General features: G+C 56.6%; 18 protein-coding genes. 7 read left to right on the plus strand and 11 right to left on the minus strand.

All coding sequences use genetic code 11. From position 1 onward, the window contains the following. Positions 1-106: 106 nt before the first annotated feature. From alkB to QZ869_RS18330, 4 genes are all read right to left on the minus strand, one after another. Positions 107-757 carry a DNA oxidative demethylase AlkB gene (gene alkB, locus QZ869_RS18315; RefSeq protein ID WP_296041254.1) on the minus strand — a complete coding sequence of 217 codons (651 nt, stop codon included), beginning with the start codon at positions 755-757 and terminating at the stop codon, positions 107-109. Between the two features lie 2 nt (positions 758-759). Further along, positions 760-1,395: a hypothetical protein gene (locus tag QZ869_RS18320; protein ID WP_296041227.1), complete on the minus strand. Its 636-nt coding sequence runs from the start codon at positions 1,393-1,395 to the stop codon at positions 760-762. A 254-nt stretch (positions 1,396-1,649) separates the two neighbouring features. After that, on the minus strand, positions 1,650-2,642 hold the full coding sequence (locus QZ869_RS18325) for an aldo/keto reductase (protein WP_296106417.1): 993 nt from the start codon (positions 2,640-2,642) through the stop codon (positions 1,650-1,652). Between the two features lie 88 nt (positions 2,643-2,730). After that, positions 2,731-3,507: an SDR family oxidoreductase gene (locus QZ869_RS18330; RefSeq protein ID WP_296106421.1), complete on the minus strand. Its 777-nt coding sequence runs from the start codon at positions 3,505-3,507 to the stop codon at positions 2,731-2,733. A 111-nt stretch (positions 3,508-3,618) separates the two neighbouring features. On the opposite strand from QZ869_RS18330, the gene QZ869_RS18335 reads away from it, so the two are divergent. Further along, positions 3,619-4,539 carry a LysR family transcriptional regulator gene (locus QZ869_RS18335; protein ID WP_296106424.1) on the plus strand — a complete coding sequence of 307 codons (921 nt, stop codon included), beginning with the start codon at positions 3,619-3,621 and terminating at the stop codon, positions 4,537-4,539. 95 nt (positions 4,540-4,634) lie between these two features. After that, complete coding sequence (locus tag QZ869_RS18340; RefSeq protein ID WP_296106427.1) at positions 4,635-5,360, plus strand: metallophosphoesterase; 726 nt, start codon at positions 4,635-4,637, stop codon at positions 5,358-5,360. Positions 5,361-5,437: 77 nt separating this feature from the next. On the opposite strand, the gene QZ869_RS18345 is transcribed toward QZ869_RS18340, so the two are convergent. Next, the gene (locus QZ869_RS18345; RefSeq protein ID WP_296017327.1) at positions 5,438-7,249 is read right to left on the minus strand and encodes an IlvD/Edd family dehydratase; all 1,812 of its coding nucleotides are present in this window, start codon (positions 7,247-7,249) and stop codon (positions 5,438-5,440) included. A 489-nt stretch (positions 7,250-7,738) separates the two neighbouring features. Between QZ869_RS18345 and ytfQ the strand changes: the two genes are divergently transcribed. The 5 genes from ytfQ to QZ869_RS18370 all read left to right on the plus strand — a co-directional run bounded on the left by ytfQ (position 7,739) and on the right by QZ869_RS18370 (position 13,177). Beyond that, a complete protein-coding gene (gene ytfQ, locus QZ869_RS18350) occupies positions 7,739-8,704 on the plus strand; it encodes a galactofuranose ABC transporter, galactofuranose-binding protein YtfQ (RefSeq protein WP_296017328.1) in 966 nt (321 codons plus the stop codon). 179 nt (positions 8,705-8,883) lie between these two features. Further along, entirely contained in the window at positions 8,884-10,407 is a 1,524-nt protein-coding gene (locus tag QZ869_RS18355; protein WP_296080259.1) for a sugar ABC transporter ATP-binding protein, read from the plus strand. After that, on the plus strand, positions 10,407-11,450 hold the full coding sequence (locus tag QZ869_RS18360) for an ABC transporter permease (RefSeq protein WP_296106431.1): 1,044 nt from the start codon (positions 10,407-10,409) through the stop codon (positions 11,448-11,450). Before QZ869_RS18355 ends, QZ869_RS18360 begins: the two co-directional genes overlap by 1 nt. Continuing rightward, the gene (yjfF, locus tag QZ869_RS18365) at positions 11,447-12,427 is read left to right on the plus strand and encodes a galactofuranose ABC transporter, permease protein YjfF (RefSeq protein WP_296017334.1); all 981 of its coding nucleotides are present in this window, start codon (positions 11,447-11,449) and stop codon (positions 12,425-12,427) included. The genes QZ869_RS18360 and yjfF overlap by 4 nt, the downstream gene beginning before the upstream one ends. 21 nt (positions 12,428-12,448) lie before the next feature. Beyond that, positions 12,449-13,177, plus strand: coding sequence for a FadR/GntR family transcriptional regulator (locus QZ869_RS18370; RefSeq protein ID WP_296017336.1), 729 nt, complete (start codon positions 12,449-12,451; stop codon positions 13,175-13,177). Positions 13,178-13,297: 120 nt separating this feature from the next. Here QZ869_RS18370 and QZ869_RS18375 read toward each other — a convergent pair whose 3' ends face one another. From QZ869_RS18375 to QZ869_RS18400, 6 genes are all read right to left on the minus strand, one after another. Beyond that, entirely contained in the window at positions 13,298-16,552 is a 3,255-nt protein-coding gene (locus QZ869_RS18375; RefSeq protein WP_296106433.1) for an error-prone DNA polymerase, read from the minus strand. Then, positions 16,549-18,066 carry a DUF6504 family protein gene (locus QZ869_RS18380; protein WP_296098255.1) on the minus strand — a complete coding sequence of 506 codons (1,518 nt, stop codon included), beginning with the start codon at positions 18,064-18,066 and terminating at the stop codon, positions 16,549-16,551. The genes QZ869_RS18375 and QZ869_RS18380 overlap by 4 nt, the downstream gene beginning before the upstream one ends. Then, positions 17,981-18,742 carry an ImuA family protein gene (locus tag QZ869_RS18385; protein WP_296017341.1) on the minus strand — a complete coding sequence of 254 codons (762 nt, stop codon included), beginning with the start codon at positions 18,740-18,742 and terminating at the stop codon, positions 17,981-17,983. Before QZ869_RS18385 ends, QZ869_RS18380 begins: the two co-directional genes overlap by 86 nt. Before the next feature lie 117 nt (positions 18,743-18,859). Further along, on the minus strand, positions 18,860-20,131 hold the full coding sequence (locus tag QZ869_RS18390) for an O-antigen ligase (RefSeq protein ID WP_296098252.1): 1,272 nt from the start codon (positions 20,129-20,131) through the stop codon (positions 18,860-18,862). Between the two features lie 7 nt (positions 20,132-20,138). Then, a complete protein-coding gene (locus tag QZ869_RS18395) occupies positions 20,139-21,407 on the minus strand; it encodes a polysaccharide biosynthesis/export family protein (protein ID WP_296017344.1) in 1,269 nt (422 codons plus the stop codon). A gap of 117 nt (positions 21,408-21,524) precedes the next feature. Further along, positions 21,525-22,205 (minus strand): sugar transferase, encoded by a 681-nt coding sequence (locus tag QZ869_RS18400; RefSeq protein ID WP_296017346.1) that lies wholly within the window; start codon positions 22,203-22,205, stop codon positions 21,525-21,527. Positions 22,206-22,666: the final 461 nt, after the last annotated feature.

The raw sequence follows: 22,666 nt of genomic DNA on the forward strand, positions 1-22,666 counted from the left end.
TGCATACGACGCCGGAAAGATCGATTTTAGAGTTAACAGCCTCATTAGAATGGTTTTGGTCGCCGGCCGTCTTCAAGACTTACCGCACGCATAAAACAGCGTCAGCTCACATGACCACGTGACGAAAGGTAAGATTGTAGCGGAACGATCCTGCCTTCTCATGCACGCCGTTTCTCAGCGTCAATACGCCATGAAAGAAGAGCCGCGATGGCCCTCCCCAGACCACGACATCGCCGTGCTGAAGCTGATGCTTCATGACGGGATCGGTCCGTCTTGCTCCGCCAAACTGGAAAGCGACAGGCAAGCCCAGTGACACCGAGACGATCGGCATGGAAAAATCTTTTTCATCCTTGTCCTGGTGCAGCGCCATCTTGGCGCCAGGCTCATACCGGTTTATAAGGCAGGCATTTGGAAGGAAGTTGGGGTAGCCCGCTTCCTCAGCAGCCTTTGTCGCAAGCGACAGAAAGCTCTGCGGCATGGGGCTCCAGTCCCGCCCGGTCAAAGGGTCCTGTTCCTCATAACGATAGCCACGCCTATCCGTGATCCAGCCATAGGTGCCGCAGTTCGTCATGGCGACGGACATCGCAAAGCCACCTGGCGTCACCATGTGACGGAAGGGTGCCAATGATGAAATACGCTGGATATCGGCAAGTAGCTGGTCTGCCTGCGAAAGCGCACGTGCGCGCATCAGCACCGCACCCTCTGTCATATCCTTCCGAGCCGCCTGTAGTTCGAGCCCGGCGAAAAGATCATTCATCATCACGCAGCATCCAGGTCGGAGGTTTCAAGCGACGGGTGCAGGACGGGTCTATAGCCTGCCTCCAGCGCCTTCAATGTCGAGGGCGGCGTCAGCAGCCCATCGACGAAAGGGAGCGTAGACGTCTGTCGATAGCCTTCAGGGCTCCACCGGTATGTATCGCCACCCGCCACGAGATAGGCTTCGCCCTGGGCTGCAAGCATTGTTCCATCCGGCAGTTCCTCCACAGGCGTGAGCAGGACATTGACGCGTTTTCGCTTCATCTGCAGCCGCTCGCGGTGCAGCGTTGTGTCAATATCGCGGATGGAACTTGCCGGAGAACCATTGCCCTCGACCCAGGCGACCATAAACTTGGAAGCCTCTTCCCGCCTGCATTGAAAGCAGGGTCTGTGTCCGGCAGCGAGCGCGGTCGCTTCATCAAGAAAGAACAGCTCAGTCCAGCTTCGTGACGCCATGACGTCACGGCGGACGTCCTTATAGCTGCAACTGCAAATCAGCCAGGATTTCGAAGCCCATCGCTTGGTGGTCAGCGTTTTTGACGCGGGATCATGGATGATGCCGCGGTTGCCGGTAAAAAGACCACGCAATGGTAGATCGAGAATATCCCCGAACGGATCGACACGGTTTTGAAGCGGCATGTCCTTCCTCCCTTGCTATCAAAGCAACACCAGCAACAGTCTACAGAAAGTAGACGGTTTTAGGGTCAGGACCCGCAACGAAACAAACATATCGTGTGTTCGTTTAGTTATTCTCGGATCAAACGAGGCAAGGCCAGAGCGGCGCTCTGCCGATCTGCGAAATAGCCAGCGTCCAGTTCTGCACGGTGCACCGTTGAAAGAAGAAGAGCGCCATGTACCCGACACGAACCGGCGCTCTCATTCTCACATATTGCCTACCAGCGCTGATGAACGTGCGGAGCGATTTTCTCGCGATAAAGCGTCCGCACCTGGTCCATAATCTCTGCAGGTATTGCCGCTACACCGCTCGCCGCCGCATTTGCTATGGCTTGGTCGCGGTTCTTCGCGCCGGGAATAACCACCGAAACGGCGTCTTCCATCAATATCCAGCGCAGCGCAAACTGAGCCATGGTGGCTTTATGGGGAACAAGCGCTCGCAATTGCTCAACCGCGTCCAGCGCGACATCATACGGGACACCTGAGAACGTTTCACCAACATCAAATGCCTCACCGTGCCGATTGAAGTTCCGGTGGTCATCGGCGGCAAAAGTCGAGTCCTTCCCCATTTTTCCCGTCAATATGCCGCTCGCCAGGGGCACACGCACGATGACACCGACATCGCGCCGCAGAGCCTCGGAGAAGAACAAGTCGGAGGGACGATGGCGAAACATGTTGAAGATGATCTGAACGGTCGAAACATTCGGAAAGTCGATAGCTTTAAGCGCTTCTTCGACCTTCTCTACCGATACGCCGTAGTGGCGGATTTTGCCTGCCGACACGAGATCGTCCATCGCGCCGAACACCTCAGGACGATAGTAGACTTCGCTCGGAGGGCAATGGAGCTGGACCAGATCGAGCGCCTCTACGCCGAGGTTCGATAGGCTTCGATCCACGAAGGCTTCAAGATTGGACTTTGTGTATCCGTCGGCCACGTGCGGGTTAAGCCTGCGTCCGGCCTTCGTTGCAACGATCGGTCGCTCGCCGCCGCGCTCCTTCAACACGTCACGGATGATGCGCTCAGAGCGACCGTCACCGTAAACATCGGCCGTGTCGATAAAGGTCATTCCCGCATCAAGGGCTGCATGAACGCTGGCCTTCGCATCAGCTTCATCCACATCTCCCCAAGAACCACCGATAGCCCAGGCGCCAAAACCGATTTCCGAGATGTTCCAGCCGGTGCGACCGAGGCGGCGCGTCTGAATAGTCATGAATTTACTCCAATGATAAATCGACGACCTTGGCGAGACGCCAGTCGGCAATATTTGATGACAAGAATTGGGAGGAGCATAGGTGCCTTTACGGCATGAGTTGCCCACCGTTCACTTCGATAATCTGGCCTGTGATGTAGCCGGACAGAAGTGGTGAGGCGAGGAAGAGATAGGCGCCGACGCATTCATCCGGTGTGCCGACACGAGCCATCGGGACGCTTTGTCGCTGGGTATCCAGCATTTCAGCGCTCGTGTAGCGATCGTGAAAGGGCGTCGAGATAATGCCGGGTGCAACGGCGTTGACGCGGATACCATCACCGACGAACTCCTTTGCATGGCCGTGGGTGATCGTTGAGACGAAACCTTTGGCGGCAGCGTAGAGGATTGCTCCATTACCGCCGCCATTGCGGGCCGCAATCGAGGTGGTATTGATCACGAAACCCTGTCGCCGCCTCAGAAACGGAATCGCCGCGCGCGTCGCGGCGAGTACCGAGCGGGCGTTAAGGTCCATGACGCGGGCGTAATGGGCATCATCCATTTCCGTCGTTGGTACGCGACCGAGCATACCGCCAGCATTGTTGACGAGTCCATCAAGCCCACCGAGATTTTCCGCTGCGGCCTCGACAACACGTTCGCTCTCGCCGGGCTTGGACACGTCGCCCTGGATGAGGATTCCATTCCCACCTCCACGCGCTATCTCGTCGACAACCGCCTCGGCGGCGGCTGCGCTTTCATTGTAGTGGACGGCGACCCTCGCGCCCTGTGCAGCGAAGGCTTTGGCCACGGCTGCGCCGATGCCCGTCGAGGCACCCGTGACGAGAATGGCTCTGTCTCTTAAATCCGGGATCTTCAATTCATGCCACATGACGTTCTCCTCCGCACGGCTTCGTTGAACCCGACCCTATGCCTTGCAGGTCCAGAAGCAAGTGCTTATCCTTGCACAACATTCAACGATGCACTGAACGGAATTCACTTCATGCTGCCGTTTTTACGGTCCGAACTGCCGGACCTTGCTGCCTTTTCCATCGTAGTGAGGCGTCGCAGCTTCAAGGCGGCAGCGATCGAACTGGGAATCACCGCGTCTGCTCTCAGCCACGCGATCCGCCGGCTGGAAGAGCGTCTTGGCACGAAGCTTCTCAATCGCACCAGCCGAAGCGTCGCTCCCACGCCTGCGGGTCTACGCTTCGCCGCGCGACTGGAGGCGGGTTTCGACGAAATCGGCTCGGCACTCTCCGAGATGGACGACATGCACGCCAGCGCGTTCGGCGAGCTTCGCCTCAATATTCCCTCAGACGCCAGTCGCCTCCTGTTAAGCCCGGTCCTTCCAAGTTTTCGCAACCTGTTGCCCGACATCCGGTTTACGGTCGTTGTGGAAAATCGACCTGTCGATATGGTGGCCGAAGGGTTCGACGCCGGGATACGATATGGAGACACTGTTCCGGAAGATATGATAGCAGTCGCCCTCACCCAACCCTTGGAGTGGGTGATCGTCGGGGCGCCGACCTATCTCGATAGGCATGGGCGACCGAGACGACCCGAGGATCTTCAGCGGCATTCCTGCCTGCGTCTGCTGCTGGGCGACAACTCCGCCTTCCGATGGGAGCTTGGCAATGGAGACGCCATGTTACGGATCGACGTGCCAGGTCACTGCACGATCAGCGATACGCAAACAACGATCGATGCCGCCGCCGACGGTCTGGGTCTTGGCTATGTCTTGAAACGGCGGGCTGAAGCTGAACTGCGAGAGAAACGACTTGAGATCGTCCTGCCTGAATGGTCATCCACGGGGGCGGGCTTTCACATGTACTACCCCAGCCGACGACAAAACCACCCCGCACTGCGTCATCTGATCGAGCTTATCCGAGCGCGGGAAGGACTGCCGCCTTTGGCCCGATGAAGCCCGGCAGAGCGTTTCCCTTTGGGCGCGAAGTGCTCTAAGGCTTGAAATCGATATTGCGGCTCTCGCCCTTTCTTCAGATCATATGGTTCCACATGCGCCAGAAGCTTTTCTTCTCCGAAAGACCGGAGGTCATCTATGCAGTGGGCGATGTCCACGGCTGCCTGGATCTTCTTCACATCCTGCAGGACAAGATACAGGCCGATGCTGCACAGGAGACGGGTGCGAAGTGGATCGTCATGCTCGGCGATTATGTCGATCGCGGACCGAAGTCGTCAGCCGTCCTTGAAGAATTGATCACGACAAAGCCGGACGGCATGCTGCGATTTTGCCTGGCAGGAAACCACGAGGAATCGATGCTGGATTTCATTCGCAATCCACATCGGGATCATCGCTGGCTGGAGTTTGGTGGTATTGAAACCTTGCAATCCTACGGCATTCCCTGGCTACCAGACGATAATCGACAATTACGGGCCGCAGTACAGCAAGCCATTCCGCCCCATCACATCGCATTTGCCGCCAGCCTCCCTTCGCTCATCGCAGTGCCCGGACTGTGCTTCGTCCATGCAGGGCTACTAAACGACGTTCCCATCGAACAGCAGGAGGATAAGAACCTCCTCTGGATCAGGCCAAGTCAGCAGGGAGCGCCGTCGGTACCGAACCCATTTCTGACCGTTCACGGTCACACGCCGGTGCGCAACGTCGCGATGGTTGAAAACCGGGTGAATGTCGATACGGGCGCGTTCATGACGCGACGGCTTTCTGCAGTGAAGATCAAAAGCGACGGGGAGATTACCGTCATGACGTCAGACAGCAGATAAAGAAGAGCCGCCGGCTAAAGATCAACCGGCGGCCAGGCTGTGTATGCCGAATTGCCTCGGCATACCCAAACGACGATTTAATGGTTATCGCGCGGCAGGCCCTTGGTCTGGGCGATGCGCTGATACTTGATGGCGGGCTCGAGAACGGCACCCGTTTCCATCTGGCCGACGATGCCGCGCTGGATTTCCTGCCATGGCGTCTGGTGATCCGGATATTTGTAACCACCATTGGCATTCAGCGCCTCGTAGCGCTTGGCCAGTTCTTCCGGCGAGATCAGGATATCGGCGGTACCGCGACCCACATCGATGCGAACGCGGTCGCCGGTCTGCAGAATGGCAAGACCGCCGCCTGCCGCCGCTTCAGGCGAGGCATTGAGGATAGACGGGCTGCCCGAGGTACCGGACTGACGACCGTCACCAATGCAAGGCAGCGAGTTGACACCTTCCTTAAGCAGGTAGTCCGGCGCGCGCATGTTGACGACTTCCGCAGCACCCGGATAGCCGATGGGGCCAGCGCCGCGCATGAAGAGAACTGTCTGCGCATCGATACCCAGCGACGGATCGTCGATGCGGTGGTGGTAATCTTCCGGACCGTCGAACACGACCGCACGGCCTTCGAAAGCCTCCGGATCGTTTGGATTGGAAAGATAGCGCTCACGGAATTCCGGGCTGATCACGCTAGTCTTCATGATCGCGGACGAGAAGAGGTTGCCACGCAGCACACGGAAGCCTGCACGCTCCTTCAGCGGACGATCGTAAGGACGGATGACCTTTTCGTCTTCGATGATCGCGCCACGGCAGTTCTCACCGATCGTCTTACCGTTGACGGTCAGGGCGTCTTCCATGATGAGGCCTTGCTCCATCAGCTGGTTGACGACCGCAGGCACGCCGCCGGCATGATAGTAGTCTTCGCCAAGATATTCGCCAGCTGGCTGAAGGTTGACGAGAAGCGGGACTTCTTCGCCGTAGGTCTGCCAGTCATCGACGGTCAGTTCGACGCCGACATGGCGAGCGAGGCCGTTAAGATGGATCGGCGCGTTGGTGGAACCGCCGATAGCCGAGTTGACGCGGATGGCGTTAATGAAGGCATCCTTGGTCATGATGTCGGAAGGCTTCAAATCTTCCTTAACCATCTCGACGATGCGAAGACCCGTGAGATAGGAAATTTCCTGGCGGTCGCGATAAGGCGCAGGGATAGCCGCAGAGCCCGGAAGCTGCATGCCGAGCGCTTCGGCCAACGAGTTCATCGTGGTTGCCGTGCCCATGGTGTTGCAATAACCGGTGGACGGCGCGGAGGAGGCAACCAGCTTGACGAAGCCCTGGTAATCGATCTCGCCCTTCGCCAGAAGTTCGCGAGCCTTCCAGACGATGGTGCCCGAACCGGTGCGTTCGCCACGGAACCAGCCGTTCAGCATCGGGCCGACGGAAAGGGCAATCGACGGAATATTAACGGTGGCCGCCGCCATGAGACAGGCAGGCGTGGTCTTGTCGCAACCGATCGTCAGAACGACGCCGTCGAGCGGGTAACCATACAGCACTTCCACGAGACCGAGATAGGCAAGGTTACGGTCGAGACCAGCCGTCGGGCGCTTCCCGGTTTCCTGGATTGGATGAACCGGAAACTCGATAGCAATACCGCCGGCTTCCCGGATACCTTCGCGCAGGCGATTCGCCAGCTCCAGGTGGTGGCGGTTGCAAGGGGAAAGGTCGGAACCCGTCTGCGCAATACCGATGATCGGACGATCCGATTGAAGCTCAGCCTGGCTCAGACCAAAGTTCATGTAACGCTCAAGATAAAGCGCGGTCATGTCGGCATTGGCCGGATTGTCAAACCACGCGCGCGAGCGCAGCTTTCCTTGCGGTGCGGTCAGGTTTTTAGAGTCTGTCATGATAAGGGTCTCCAGCCGGAAGTGGCGAACGGGTAGGTCAACGGGAGTGTGACGAATTCATGATGAATCGTCGAAAATTGGGCCATCGCCACGTCTCGCGAAAACCGACGCGTCTTGCAAGGCGAACATTGGTCCGATCCTTCCAGTTCGCTCAAAAATCCGCTCACGAGCAGCACGATTCCTCCCGCCTCAATCTTTGTCTTCCCTTGCCTGATGTGCGGCAATTGAAGCATGCGGTCAATGCCGCAATCAGTTCTTTATATTCGTATTACTATTTCCGCAACGGCGGACTTGTCAAGGAACGACCCGGCCTTACCCGTTCGCTCAAGAAAAAAATATTACTAAATTAAATCATTGAATTTAATAGCAATTTTTCAGGGTAGCTTGGCCTGGGTTAGCGTAAAGCGCGATATTTCGTGAAAAGTGTCTTCCCAAAGATATTACTATATGCTGATATCGCTTCGTCAGCCGACATCATCTCTGGGAGGAATGAAGATGAAAAAAGCACTCGCGGCGGTTACCGTCGCTCTCTCCGTATGCCTCGCTTCCGGCGTATCCGCAAAGTCGCTCACCGTCGGCTTCTCGCAGATTGGCTCCGAATCGGGTTGGCGCGCGGCCGAAACTACCGTTACCAAGCAGCAGGCTGAAAAGCGTGGCATCACTCTGAAATTCGCCGATGCGCAGCAGAAGCAGGAAAACCAGATCAAGGCCGTTCGTGGCTTCATCGCTCAGGGCGTTGATGCCATTCTGATCGCACCTGTCGTGGCCACCGGTTGGGATGCTGTTCTGAAGGAAGCCAAGGAAGAAAACATCCCTGTTATTCTTCTCGACCGCCAGATCGAAGCACCAGACAGCCTCTACCTGACCGCTGTGACCTCCGACCAGGTTCACGAAGGCAAGGTTGCGGGCGACTGGCTGGTCAAGGATGTCGGTTCAAAGGACTGCAACGTCGTCGAGCTTCAGGGCACGACCGGCTCTTCGCCTGCCATCAACCGCAAGAAGGGCTTCGAAGAAGCCATCGCTTCGCACAAGAACATCAAGATCACCCGCTCGCAGACCGGCGACTTTACCCGCACCAAGGGCAAGGAAGTCATGGAAAGCTTCATCAAGGCTGAAAACGGCGGCAAGAACATCTGCGCTGTCTACGCCCACAATGACGACATGGCTGTCGGCGCGATCCAGGCCATCAAGGAAGCTGGTCTGAAGCCCGGCACAGACATCAAGGTTGTCTCCATCGACGCCGTTCCGGATATCTTCAAGGCCATGGCCGCCGGTGAAGCCAACGCAACCGTCGAACTGACGCCTGACATGGCTGGTCCTGCTTTCGATGCACTCGATGCTTACCTGAAGGACAAGAAAGAGCCAAAGAAGTGGATCCAGACGGAATCCAAGCTCTATACGGCCTCTGACGATCCGATGAAGGTCTACGAAGCAAAGAAGGGCCTCGGCTACTAAGACCAATTGGGGTGAACCTCGGCTCACCCCAAAATGCTCTCATGCTTCCGTCACGGCACATTTCACGCATGTGAGGCCACAGGCCATATCCTCGGATGCCGTCCGACAGAAGCCAGCGATCGGAACGGTGCTTCGGCACCGTTTCCATCCACGCTCTTTCTTCAATGGAATGCTTCAGAATGTCCGAACAACCGTCCCTTCTGGAAGCACGTGCCATCGGTAAGTCCTTCCTCGGCATAACCGCTCTCGACAATGTCGACTTCACCTTGCGTGCGGGCGAAGTCCACGCGCTGCTCGGCGAGAATGGCGCCGGTAAATCCACGCTTATCAAAATCCTGACCGGCGTCTATACACGCGACAAAGGAACAGTGCGCCTCGACGGCGACGAGATTTCCCCTGCCGATGTCGGTGAAGCACAGGGTCTTGGCATCGGCACCGTCTATCAGGAGGTCAACCTCCTTGAGAATCTGACCGTTGCCGAAAATCTCTTCCTCGGTCGCCAGCCGCGCCGCTTCGGCCTGATCGACAAGCGCACGATGCGCGACGGGGCTCAGAAGCTGCTTGGTCGCTATGGCCTGAATATTGACGTCAATGCGCTGCTCTCCAGCTATTCGGTCGCCATTCGGCAGATCATTGCTATTGCCCGGGCTGTCGATCTCTCCGGCAAGGTTCTTGTTCTCGACGAACCGACGGCCAGTCTCGACAGTCACGAAGTCGAGATGCTGTTCACGGTGCTCAGACAATTGCGCGCCGAAGGGCTCGGCATCGTCATCATCACGCACTTCCTCAACCAGGTTTATGACATTGCAGACCGCGTCACCGTTCTGCGCAATGGCAAGCTCGTGGGAACGCGCACCATTTCAGAGCTGCCAAGAGGTGAGCTCATTTCCATGATGCTCGGGCGCGAATTGCAGAATGTCACGCATAACCGCCAGCCGTCCGATAGCGATGTTGTCGACGGTCCTCCCGCCATCCAATTCGAGGGATATGGCAAGCGTGGCAGCGTTGAGCCTTTCAATCTTGATATTCGACCGGGAGAAGTGGTCGGTATCGCAGGCCTGCTCGGTTCTGGCCGCAGTGAGACCGCATTCCTTCTCTTCGGCATCGACAAGCCGGAAAGCGGCACAGCCACTATCGATGGCAAGCAGGTTTCTATCCTGTCGCCGGAAGCGGCAATCGAACAAGGCTTCGGCTTCTGTCCCGAAGAGCGCAAGACGGATGGCATCATCGGTGATTTTTCCGTCGCCGATAATATCGCTCTCGCTTTGCAAGCCCGACAAGGCTGGATGCGGCCCATCTCCAAGCGTCAGAAGGCAGCGTTGGCCGACGACTTCATCAAGTCGCTCGACATTCGCCCCGCCGACCGCGAACGTCCAATCAAGTTTCTCTCCGGTGGCAATCAGCAGAAGGCGATCCTTGCCCGCTGGCTGGCAACCGAGCCTCGGCTTCTCATTCTCGATGAACCGACCCGCGGTATCGATATCGGCGCGCATGCCGAAATCCTGAAGATGATCGAGAAGCTTTGCCGGGAAGGCATGTCACTTGTCGTCATCTCTTCGGAGCTGGAAGAACTGACGGCTGTCGCCCATCGCGTCATCGTCCTGTCGGACCGTCGCCATGTTGAAGAACTCAAGGGATCCGATGTGACTGCAGAAAACATCATGAAGGCGATTGCCACGTCCGCTCACACGGAGGCCGCGTGATGAAAAGCGTGACATTGAAATTAAAGAGATTGGCGCCGCAGTTCATTGCGCTGTTCATCATTCTTGCGGCGATCACGGTGATCTCACCGGGCTTTCTCAACGTCTCCATGCAGAATGGCCGTCTTTACGGCAGCCTTATCGACATTCTGGTCCGTGCCGCACCTGTAGCGCTACTGACAATCGGCATGACACTCGTCATTGCCACCAAAGGTATCGACCTTTCGATCGGCGCTGTCATCGCCATCTGCGGTGCTGTTGCAGCAACGCTGATCAGCGCCGGGCATTCCATTCCGGTGGTGATTGCAGTTTCGCTGGCTGTCGGCGTTGCCTGCGGCATCTGGAACGGTATCCTTGTTGCAGTTCTCGATATCCAGCCCATCATCGCAACCCTCATCCTTATGGTGGCGGGCCGCGGTATTGCGCAGTTGATTACCGAAGGGGTCATTCTGACCTTCAACAATGACAGCTTCGCAGCTCTCGGTTCCGGCTCCTTCGCAGGCGTCCCGCTACCCGTCGTCATCTGGGTTGTGAGCGCAGTTCTGATCGGTCTTCTGGTGCGCAAGTCCGCACTCGGCTTCCTGATCGAGGCAACCGGTATCAATCGCCGCGCGGCAGCACTTGCTGGTGTTCGTGCCCGCTTCCTGCTGTTCTTCGTCTACGCAATTTCCGGCCTGTGTGCGGCAATCGCCGGCCTGATCGTGACCGCTGACATTCGTGGTGCAGATGCCAACAATGCCGGACTCTGGCTCGAACTCGATGCGATCCTTGCAGTGGTCATCGGCGGCACGTCGCTCAATGGCGGTCGCTTCTCGATCACCGCGTCGCTCATCGGCGCACTGATCATCCAGACGATCAATACCGGTATTCTCGTCTCAGGCTTCCCGCCGGAATTCAACCTGATCATTAAGGCAGGCATCATCATCGTGGTCCTGACGCTTCAATCGCCGGCGCTCGTTACTTTGCTCGGCTTTGCCAAGACACCGAAAAAACAAAGTCCGGTCACGCCGGCACCGACCGCCAACAAAGGAGAAGCAACGCGATGATCCACACCCGCAACCTTCCCTTTTTTACCACGCTGGCGATTTTCATCATCGCCTATGCTCTTTGCGTGTCCCAATATCCCGGGATCCTCAGCACACGGGTCATCGGCAATCTTCTGACGGATAATGCATTTCTCGGCATCGCCGCGGTCGGCATGACGTTCGTCATCCTGTCGGGTGGCATCGATCTGTCTATCGGCTCTGTCATCGCTTTTTCCAGCGTCTTCGTTGCAGTGCTGGTTAATGGATACGGGGTTCACCCCCTCGTCGCTTTCCTGGCGGTGCTCGTCATATCAACGATTTTCGGCAGTCTGATGGGCGTGATGATCCGCTTTCTGTCCATTCCACCCTTCGTCGTCACGCTGGCAGGCATGTTTCTGGCGCGTGGAGCGGCCTATCTCATCTCTACCGATTCCGTGCCGATCTCGCATCCGGTCATCGATGCCATCCAGGGCTTCTATATTCGTGTTCCGGGCGGGGGTCGGTTGACCGCGCTTGCCATCGTCATGCTCATCGTCTTTGCGGTGGGAATGCTTGTGGCAGCCCGCACCCGCTTTGGCGCCAATGTCTATGCGCTTGGCGGAAACCAGCAATCGGCTGAACTGATGGGCGTCCCGGTAGCGAAGACGACGATCGGCATCTACGCGCTATCGGGCTTTCTCTCCGGTCTCGCAGGCATCGTCTACACGCTCTACACGTCATCCGGTTATTCTCTGGCAACCGTCGGTGTGGAACTGGATGCGATCGCAGCCGTGGTCATCGGTGGCACGCTTTTGACCGGCGGAACAGGTCTTGTCGCCGGCACCTTCATCGGCCTGATGATCCAGGGACTTATTCAAACGTATATCGTGTTCGATGGCACGCTTTCATCCTGGTGGACTAAAATTGTCATCGGAATACTTCTGTTCATATTCATCGTTTTGCAACGCACAATCATCTGGTACTCAAACAGAAGAATGGCGGCGGCTCACCCGGCATAGCAGCAGCGAAGGAGATAGTTTTTGGGGCTACTGGAAAACACCATATCGGGACGAAAGCGGCGCAATAGCCATGCGCATGTCGTGGCGGAGCTCGGCAGCGCCATTGTTTCGGGCCTGATACCGGAGGGTTCCCTTCTTCCCAACGACGCAGAGCTTTCCCTTCGCTTCGGCGTATCGAGAACGGTACTTCGAGAGACGATGAAAACGCTGGCCGCCAAAAGGCTTGTCGAGGCGAAAGCGAAGGTCGGCACACGCGTTCTTGACAAATCGAGCTGGAATTTCTTCGATCCCGATGTTCTGGGTTGGCGCTGCGAAGCGGGGCTGGATCCAGAATTCATCGAGCATCTGGCTGAAATTCGCCTCGCGCTTGAGCCTGCCGCAGCAGCCGCAGCAGCACGGCATGCATCCAGCGAAGACATCGTCGCGCTCTACGCGATCGCCGCGAAATTTGACAATCCCGCCCACACTGCCGAAAGCATCGCCAAGATCGACCTGGAGTTTCATCTGGCGGTCGCCAGCATTTCCGGCAATCCCTTCATGCGCTCGGCAAGCGGCTTGATCGAAGCGGCACTCGCCATCTCCTTCAAGCTGTCGTCCCCCGCCTCTGCCCCAGCAACCATCGCAGAGATCGCCGCCAACCATCTTAGAATAGTCCACGCTATCGCTGCACGCGATGAAGCCGCAGCCGTGAAGGCCATGCGCCACGTCATCGAGGTTGGCAAGGACCGGATCAAAAGCGCTGTTCTATAACGCTGGCGAGAACGATGCAGCAACCGGGCTGAAAATCGCGATCGATTTTTCGAAAGAACACGACTGGTTTAGACGAAGAGACAAGGTGTCTTCTCCGGGCCCAATAAGACTCGCGGTTTTTTAGTGGAAGTTGCGGCCCTTGATGGTGATGTGGTCTTCATCACTTGTCTGGACTGATCTCGGCGGCAAGCCGCGCTTGTCTCGTGTCGGCGGACTACCATGATGGAATTCATCCCCACGCCCATGCGGTAGCGGAAACGGCTTGTCCCTCTCTCCCACGCTTCTCAGAATATTGGAAAGATCGGTTATGCGATGGGCGACGATATGGACAACTTCGCCCTCACGTTGGAGCTTGCCGTAAATTCCGACCATGCTCGCCGACAAGACGACGCGACGATACTTCTCGAAGGTCTTGACCCAGACAATCGCATTGGCAATGCCAGTCTCGTCTTCAAGCGTCATGAAAATGACGCCCTTTGCCGAACCGGGGCGCTGACGGATAAGGACGAGGCCCGCGACCTCCAGCCAGCGCCCATCATTGGATTTATAGGCCTCAGAACATGTGATGATCCGCCTTCGGGCAAGGTCTTGGCGCAGAAAGCTCATCGGATGTTCGCGAAGAGTGAGGCCCATATGACCGTAATCCTGCACCACTTCTCCGCCTGACGTCATAGGCAGCAAGTTTACCTCCGGCTCTTGCAACTCCTCGATCAAGGCGTTTTCTCTCGCTGCGGCCGCTGCAAAGAGTGGCAAAGGCTCGTCGCGCAATCCCTTTATGACCCATAGCGCCTCACGGCGTGAAAGTCCGAGAGACGGCAAAAACGCATCAGCCTCGGCAAGACAAACCAGCGCGGCAACCGGCACACCTGCCCGTCTCCAGAGATCATCGATAGACTGGAATGGCTTATCCTGGCGGCAGGCGATGATATCGCCGGCATGTTTGTTTGAAAGACCCTTCACCAGCCGCATGCCGAGCCGCACGGCCTCGCGGTCGGGTCCGGTCTCTTCCTCCAGCGTGCAATCCCAGCGGCTGGCATTGATGCAGACAGGTCGGACCACGACACCATGATTACGCGCGTCGCGGACAAGCTGTGCAGGCGCATAGAAGCCCATGGGCTGAGAGTTCAAAAGCGCTGCGCAAAAAATATCGGGATGGTGACACTTCATCCACGCCGATGCATAGGCAATCAATGCGAAGGACGCCGCGTGGCTTTCCGGAAAGCCATAGCTGCCGAAACCTTCCAGTTGCTTGAAGATACGCTTAGCGAAGTCTTCGCTGAATTTATTCTTCACCAAGCCCTGAACGAGCTTTTCTTGAAACTCGTTGATCGTCCCTACGTTTTTAAAAGTGGCCATGGCTCTTCGCAAACGGTCCGCGTCATTGGCACTAAAACCGGCGCATTCGATTGCTACACGCATCGCCTGCTCCTGAAAGAGAGGAACACCGAGGGTCTTTTTGAGTACGTTCTCCAGTTCAGGCCGCTCGTAGACCACCTCCTCCTTTCCCTCTCTTCGCCGAAGATAAGGATGCACCATGTCACCCTGGATCGGTCCGGGGCGAACGATTGCGACCTGTATGACTAGATCGTAAAGTCTACGTGGCTTCAGTCTGGGCAGCATCGACATCTGCGCCCGGCTCTCGATTTGAAATGTGCCGATCGTATCAGCCCTGCAGATCATGTCGTAGGTAGGCTCATCGTCGTTCTTGATGCTGGTCAACCCGAACTCTTTCCCCGTACGTTCGGTCAGCATCTCGAAGGCTCTACGCATACAAGAGAGCATGCCAAGCGCGAGACAATCCATCTTCATGAATTTGACGATATCGATATCGTCCTTGTCCCACTCGATGATCCGCCTGTCCTTCATGGCAGCGGGAAGAATGGGAACGAGTTCGTCCAGCCGGTCGTGGGTCAATACGAAGCCGCCCGGATGCTGACTGAAATGGCGAGGCGTGCCGATAAGCTGGCGCGCGAGATCAAAGGCGAGCCTGACGCGCCGATCCTCCAGATTGATGTTCAACTCCTTGGCGTGCTTCTCACCCGTCCCTTCTGTCCACCACCATATCTGCGAGGACATGAGCTTGGTCAGGTCTTCTGGAAGGCCAAGCACCTTTCCCACATCGCGGATGGCACCCTTGCCGCGATAGCAGGTGACGACAGAACAAAGCGCTGCCTTGTCAAACCCATAGTGATCGTAAATCCACTGAATGATCTCCTCGCGCCTCTGGTGCTCGAAATCGACATCGATATCCGGGGGCTCGTCGCGGTCTTCAGAAACGAAGCGCTCGAACAGAAGGTCGCTTTCCTTTGGATCAATTGCGGTAATGCCGAGAACAAAACACACGGCGGAGTTGGCCGCAGATCCCCGTCCCTGACAGAGGATCTTCATCTCCCGCGCCCGCCGGACGATCTTGTTGACGGTCAGAAAGTAGGCTGCGTATTTCTTTTTGGCGATGACGGCCAATTCATGCCGGAGTGTCTTTGCCACCTTTTCCGGCACACCATCAGGATAGCGCTTCGGCGCCTCCTCCCAAACGAAGTTTTCCAGTGCTTCCTGAGCCGTAATCCCCGGGACTTGTTGCTCGTCCGGATATTGATATTCCAATTCAGCAAGCGAAAATCGGCATTTTTTTACGATCTTTAATGTATTTTCCAGCGCATCCGGATAGGCAGAAAAAAGCCGATACATTTCCTCCGGCGGCTTCAGATAACGATCCGCATGCCGCTCGCGCCGAAAGCCGGCATCGTCGATGGTGCAGTTGTGGCGAATGCAGGTGACGACATCCTGCAACATGCGCCGACCGGGCTCGTGAAACAGAACGTCATTGGTGACGACTGTTGCCACACCGGCGCGTTGCGCCATCTGCGAAAGCTCATGGAGGCGCAGTGCATCATTGGGCCGTCGGCGCAGGCTCATCGCCACATAGGCGCGATCGGCAAAATCCGCTTTTATCCTACGCAGATGACTGGCGAGGCCTTCACTCGTCTCATCTGGCAGCAGAACCACGATCATCCCTTCGCCGTAGGCGACGAGATCGCTCCATGTAAGCGAGCACTTGCCCGCCTTGCCGTCTCTCTTTCCGAATGTCAGCAGGCGGCATAGCCGACCATAGGCTTCCCTATCGGTTGGATAGACCAACACGGAGACATCCTGCGTGAGATCCAGCCTGCAGCCGACCACGAGCCGAAGCTCAAGCTCTTTAGCGATTTTGTGTGCCCGAGGAATGGCTGCAAGGCTGTTGCGATCGACAATGCCCAGCGCCTCTATGCCGAGTGCCTTGGCCTGCGCAAACAGTTCCTCGCAGGAGCTCGCGCCCCGCAGAAAGGAAAAATGCGACGTCACCTGAAGCTCGGCGTAACGGACACGCGCGCTCATGCGAAAAATCCATGCATGAACCAGTTCTGGGAGCCGGTATCGCTGTGTTCGCCATCACCGGAACGGAATATCCAGAAGCGCTCGCCGCTCTCGTTTTCCACACGGAAATAATCGCGCACCGCCGAAAGTTCACGGTCGCGCTTCCACCATTCCCCGAACACACGTTCCGGCCCATCGGCCCGCTTCACGATGTGGCGCACACCCCGCCATGTAAAATTTCTGGGAGGATGATCGGGCAGAAGCGCCACGGTCTGGATCGGCTCCGGCTTGAACAGCAGTCGCACCGGGCGGGGCCAATACTCCGGCCAGCCAGGCGCGTCTTCCACAGTCTCCGCTGGAATTCTGGCAACGGAACGCTCCGGCACATCGCTTTGAACGGCAGCATAGCGATAAACCCTGTGACCACGGTTGAGGATGATATCGACAGCCTCGCCAATATCCCCTCCAGCATCTTCCAGAAGAATGGAGCGTGTCTGTCCGGCAAGAAGCGTCTCGGCATGGGTTGCCGTGAGTATCATTTTTTCGATACCGAAACCCGGATCGATCGTCTCGATACGATCCGTGAGAAGACGTGACAATTGCTTGATATCACGTGCGGGTCTCGAGGTTCCTGCACGGATGGCCTGTAGACTGCTATCAACACGATGGAAAAGAAGATCGACACGGCGCGCACCTAAGCCGCGCTTCTCCAGATCCAGACAAAGATCAGACACAAGCTGTCTCGTGTATTTGGCGATGGTCTCGGCAGCACCGATGGGTTCGGGAAAGAAGCGCTTTACCGTCACCAGCTCCGCCACGCGGACAGGCCCTATCGGTTCCGCAAGCAGGCCATAGGCCTGATCCAGCCTGCGTCCCACTTCAGGGCCAAACCGCAAGGTAATCGGCGCACGTGGGGCGGCTGCCAGTTCTCCAATCCGGCGAAATCCTAAAACCTTCAATTCATTGACCAGATGTGCATCCAGCCGTAAGGCGGAAAGTGGCAGCGGGGCAAGAGCCTCTCTCACGCTACCTTCAGGTAAAATGGTGACGGCCTCGCGCCCGAAACGCGCAAGTGCATGAGCCGCGCCCCAGCTTTCGGCAATTGCCGCACGGGCCCTAAACCCGAGCGCATGCAAGCGATTGATCATGCCGGTCAGCATCAGCTTCTCATTGCCATGCAGATGATCGGCACCGGTTGTATCGAGTACCAGCCCATCAGGCGCATCGGGTGCAACGATGGGGGCGTAGATGCGCAAAAACCAGAAGGCCAGATCCTCCAGAGCTTTTGCATCCTCCAGCGGCTTCAGGTCTTCGACGATCAGGCCCGGCAGAATGGCCTGCGCCTTGCTAGCTGGCATTCCCGGACGCAAGCCCGCTTTCATCGCAGCGCTATCGAGAGCAGCCACAAGGCGACGGCTTGCCTGACGGGCGATCATGACGACCGGGGTCTCAACCGGCGGCGCTTCGTTCCCAAGCATTCTGCGGTATCGATCCGTCTGCCATGTCGGCAGGTATAGCGAGACGACCCTCTGCATCACAGGCTTCCACTTCGAGTTCAAAAGGTTCGCCACCCCGGACACGCAACAATTCCAGAAACCAGCGTGACCGCCCTACTCCGCGCACGGGCAACGGTGTGGAGGGGCGCATGGAAATGCGCCATCGGGTGACAGCGGCGGTCGGCTGACCGAAATCGTCCAGACCGCTCACATGGCGCCAGCGGCGAAGCGCAATCGCTGCCACGCCTGAGGCTTCCGCCGTCAGTTGTAACCGCCGTGACATATTCATAGGCAGTTTAGACACTTCCCCGATCACCGCACCAAAGCCGTTGCAGCGAAGCCCCTCCTCGAAACAGTCCAGAACACCTTTTTCGTCACGACATTCGACGATGATCAGCCGGTTATGGGAAAGCCCTGCCTGGGTGAGGGCCGGCATAAAAAGATCAGGCCGTGTCACACACCAGAGAATCTTTCCCTTCAGGCGCGCCGCAATGCCTGCGCAGAAGAGCGCAGAAGCCGCACCGTCCACGGCACCATTTCCCCCACCGCTTATCTCATGTAAGCTGCCAAGCTTCAGGCCTTGACCGGGAAGACGCTCATCGATGGCAGGAATATTGAAAGGCAGAGTCTGCTGCTGTCTGGCAGGACCTTGGGTGATCCTCTCCAGTCTTTCTCGCAATTCCTCCACAACAAGCTGTTCTGCGCGCTTCTGCATGACACGAAACTTCTCAGAGCATTCCACGCTAAAAAACTAATGTTCACTTTTTGTTCTATCATCACAAAAGAGTCAACAGGAGTCCAACAGACTCCTGTTGAGAGATGAGAAGATTCTTCATCCGCCAATGATTGGCCGTACCGGAATACCTGCCAGAAAGGGCGACGCGGGAAGCGGCGCACGGCGCGGCAGGCAGAGTTTTCCAGCCGCGAAGAACAACAAGAAGGAGCCTACCTGATAGGGGAAAATGATGTCGATTTCGACGAAGGATCGGACGACAAAAAGGGCGCATAGGGAAAACAGGATTAGCGCCTGTGGATCTTGGTTGCGCATGAGAATTGAGCGCAGGTGACCCAGCAGTGTTCCATAAAGCAGGATCGCCAGCAGAATAAGACCGACGAAGCCATTCTCCACCACCACCTCGATATATGTATTGTGGAAATGGAAGCCGCTACGACCAGTAATGAAGAAATCGTCCCAGAGGCGTTCGGCATCTGAAAAACCCGGCACCCAGAAACCCTGATAACCGACACCGAAAATCGGCGCGCGCTTTGCAGCCTCAATGCCTTGCTGCCAGAGATAGGTGCGTCCCGTCAACGTGGTGTCCTTGCCAAAAGCGCCGAGAATCGCGTCGAACAGACCGAATTGCAGTGCTGCGACCACAAACAGGCCACCCACACCCACGGCAGCGAAGAAGAGCGTCTTTCGGTTACCGGGAGACAAGACCCAAAATAGCAGAAGACCCGCCATCAGAACGACCACAGCCGCCGTGGTGATGGCCGATGTCGCCGATTGAGATGCAAGCAGGCTGTAGGACGAGATCAGTCCTGCGACGCCCGCAACCGGCCACCACAAGCCTTTTTGGCGAAGGACGAGCACCGACGCTGCGGCGAAGAGAACGCCCAGCGAAGCATAGAAACCCAACTGGTTCTTGGAAGAAAAGGCCCCAACGAAGCTCGTCGTGCCATCCAGCGCATCAAAAAGATAGGTACCGAAGAGAAGCGAATAGAGCAAAACAATAGTTATGCCGATCAATGCGCCGCGTGTCAGCGTTTGGATAGAAATGACGCGCATGGCAATCAGCGCGCAGACGATATGGGTCATATACTGGATCGAGGCCCGCAGGCTGACCGACATGGCATCCGACCAGAAGCTCGAAATGAGGGCCAGAATTCCGAAGGCAAATATCCAGAAGTAGCGCGCATAATTGCCGAGTACTCTGCGGTAATCCACCACGACCAGTGGCAGCCAGACGGCGTAATAGGCAAGGATCGATATCTGTCCGAATTTCGAGGAATAGGCGAAGACAAAGAACGACAGCGCAACCGCCGCCGTTCCATAAAGCCCACTTCTATCAGGATCGATCAGTGCTGATTTCGCAATCCGCATCGCAGCCTCACTGCATCAGCACTTCCGAGGAAACCTTGATGACGTCGCCCGGCTGGAGAGCCGTGGTTTCGTCGACCTTGATTTCCTTCGACTGTCCATTGTCCTCACGAACGACCACATAGGAAATCGAGGCAGACTTGCCGGACGGATCGAAACGTAAAGCTTCCGCCGACTGCGCGAGGGCCTCCGACATGAGTTCGCGGCTGGTGGAGAGCTGCAGGTTAAGCTTCTGCAATTCGGCCTGAGTGTCTTGCAATTCCTTGGAACGCTGAGCTTCCCAGTCGTTTCGCAGATTGATTTCGTCCTGGATCGCCTTGTTGATGTCCTGCTTGGCGCGCAGCGCATTGGTATCGATATCAAGAAGCGTTGCCTCGACCTCGGCTGCGCGCTCTTCGGCAGAGATGCGGCGTTGAGCAAGCGCAAGACCCTGCTCGTTGAGCCGGTTGACCTTCTCACGGTCTTCATTGGCCAACTGCAACTGACGTTGCTGGCTCTCTGCCTTTTTGCGCAGAGACTCGACTTCGGAATCCAGCAGCTCACGCAGATCCTTCAACGCCTTCAACTGAAGCGTATAGCGCTCTGTGCGAGACTTCATCAGCGCGCTTTCGCTTTCCAAGAGCGCGTCGATATTGATGACCTTCTCCATCTCTGGCGTCTTCTTGATCTGCTGATCACCGCTCACTTCGGCGAGCAAGCGTGCCTGCCGGGCAAGAAGGCGACCACGCTGATCGTCATAGACGGCAGCGTCGCCGCGCGCGTTAATGAAGTCACGCGCAAAACGCTGACCTGCATCCGAGCGGCGCAGTCCCCCTGCAAGGCTGACCGCCTTCAAAACCGTCATATTGGGGGCATAGGGATATTCGCCTGGCGTCTGGACGTCACCCGTCAGGAAAACCGGGCGGAATTGGGCAACTTCAACGGAAGCCGACGGGAGGTTGCGCAGCGCAAATTTGCTTTGAAGCCCCGCACCAATCGCTTCCCCCACCTCCCCCGGGGTTTTTCCGGCAACATCCAACTGGCCGATGAAAGGCAGCGAAAGCGTGCCGGAAGGCCCAACGGAGTAATCGCCGTTGATCACATCCCAGTTGCGGATGGTGCCATCTGCCGGCTGCCATTCGGCCACGCGGATGCGAAGCTTATCAGCGGTTCCGAGGCGGTATTGTCCATCCTGTGCGAGCGCAGCTAACGGAGCGGTTAGCAACAGAGCCGTAGCAAAAGCTAACGCGGCGCCTTTGCGCAATGTTTTAGAGAAGGCTTCGTCGGCAGTGCCAACCATGTAAAACTCCATGTTGATGCCTTGAAAAGTGAATGCGCGACCGGTGCTAGTCCGGTCGCAGCCGCAAGGCATGGCACAGGTGGGAGTCCTGCGGCATGCCAAGTATCTATTCTGGCTTCAATAGCTGCCGCGGGACATGCAGACAGCAGGCACGGTTTTCATGATGATGGAAATGTCCTTCATCATCGACCAGTTCTGAACATATTGCGTGTCGTAATCCACGCGTTCCTTGTAGGAAACGTCATTACGACCGCTAATCTGCCAGAGACCGGTGAGACCAGGACGCGTGCTGAGATAGTAGCGCGCGGCACTTTCATAGTAGTTGAGCTCTTCGTCCACGACAGGACGAGGACCGACAACACTCATTTCACCACGAATGATGTTGATGAGCTGTGGCAGTTCATCGAGGCTCAGCTTGCGAAGAACGCTGCCGACCGCAGTCACGCGCGGATCGTTCTTCAGTTTTCTGGTCTGGCGCCATTCTTCCGCTGCTTGCGGATCGGAAGCCAGATATTGTTTCAGCACCTCGTCTCCATTCAAGACCATCGTGCGGAATTTCAGGCAATGAAACGTACGGCCATTATGGCCAATACGGCGATGGCCGTAAAAAGCAGGTCCCTTGTCAGATAGTTTGACCAAGAGCACGATCATGAGAAAGATCGGGCTGAGGACAAGAAGCGCGAGCAGTGCCGAGGACACATCGAAACTGCGTTTCACGATGCCCCCGATGGGAAAGCTCACATCAGACTCTTCAGAACCACTAAGCGGCGAAACAGCCGATCGAGTCGCGGACTTCATAGAGAGAACTCCATTTATGTTTTGCGATAGGTCGGTACCCGTTGGGCGCGTCATTGAGCCTTCATGAGATAACAAGTCTGTGGTCGGAATTTGGTGCTTTTGAATTTTTTGTGAGGCACGCTGACCCGGCACCTCAAAAACGGCCGCCCCAAATTCCTCACATGATGTTGACTGAGACTATTGGTGAACGCCTATAAAAGGAACAAGTACGAGGCCGTGCCATGCAATTTGCGCATGATCGACATTTGCATGTATTGCCCGGCCGTCTTTATTAAAACTGTTCTTCCGGTTTACTGGTCATCCGAGTCAGGAGGATCGATTTCGTAGGATCATGGCAAATAAGAAGCACATAATATTTCTTATATGCAGCGCAGCAAATTTACGGCGTCGCACATAAAAAATAATTAAAAATAAACCGTTTTTATTGGGAAATATTAATTTTGAGCGCGCCCTGAAACGTT

This window comes from uncultured Agrobacterium sp. (assembly GCF_913777885.1).
Taxonomy (GTDB): domain Bacteria; phylum Pseudomonadota; class Alphaproteobacteria; order Rhizobiales; family Rhizobiaceae; genus Agrobacterium.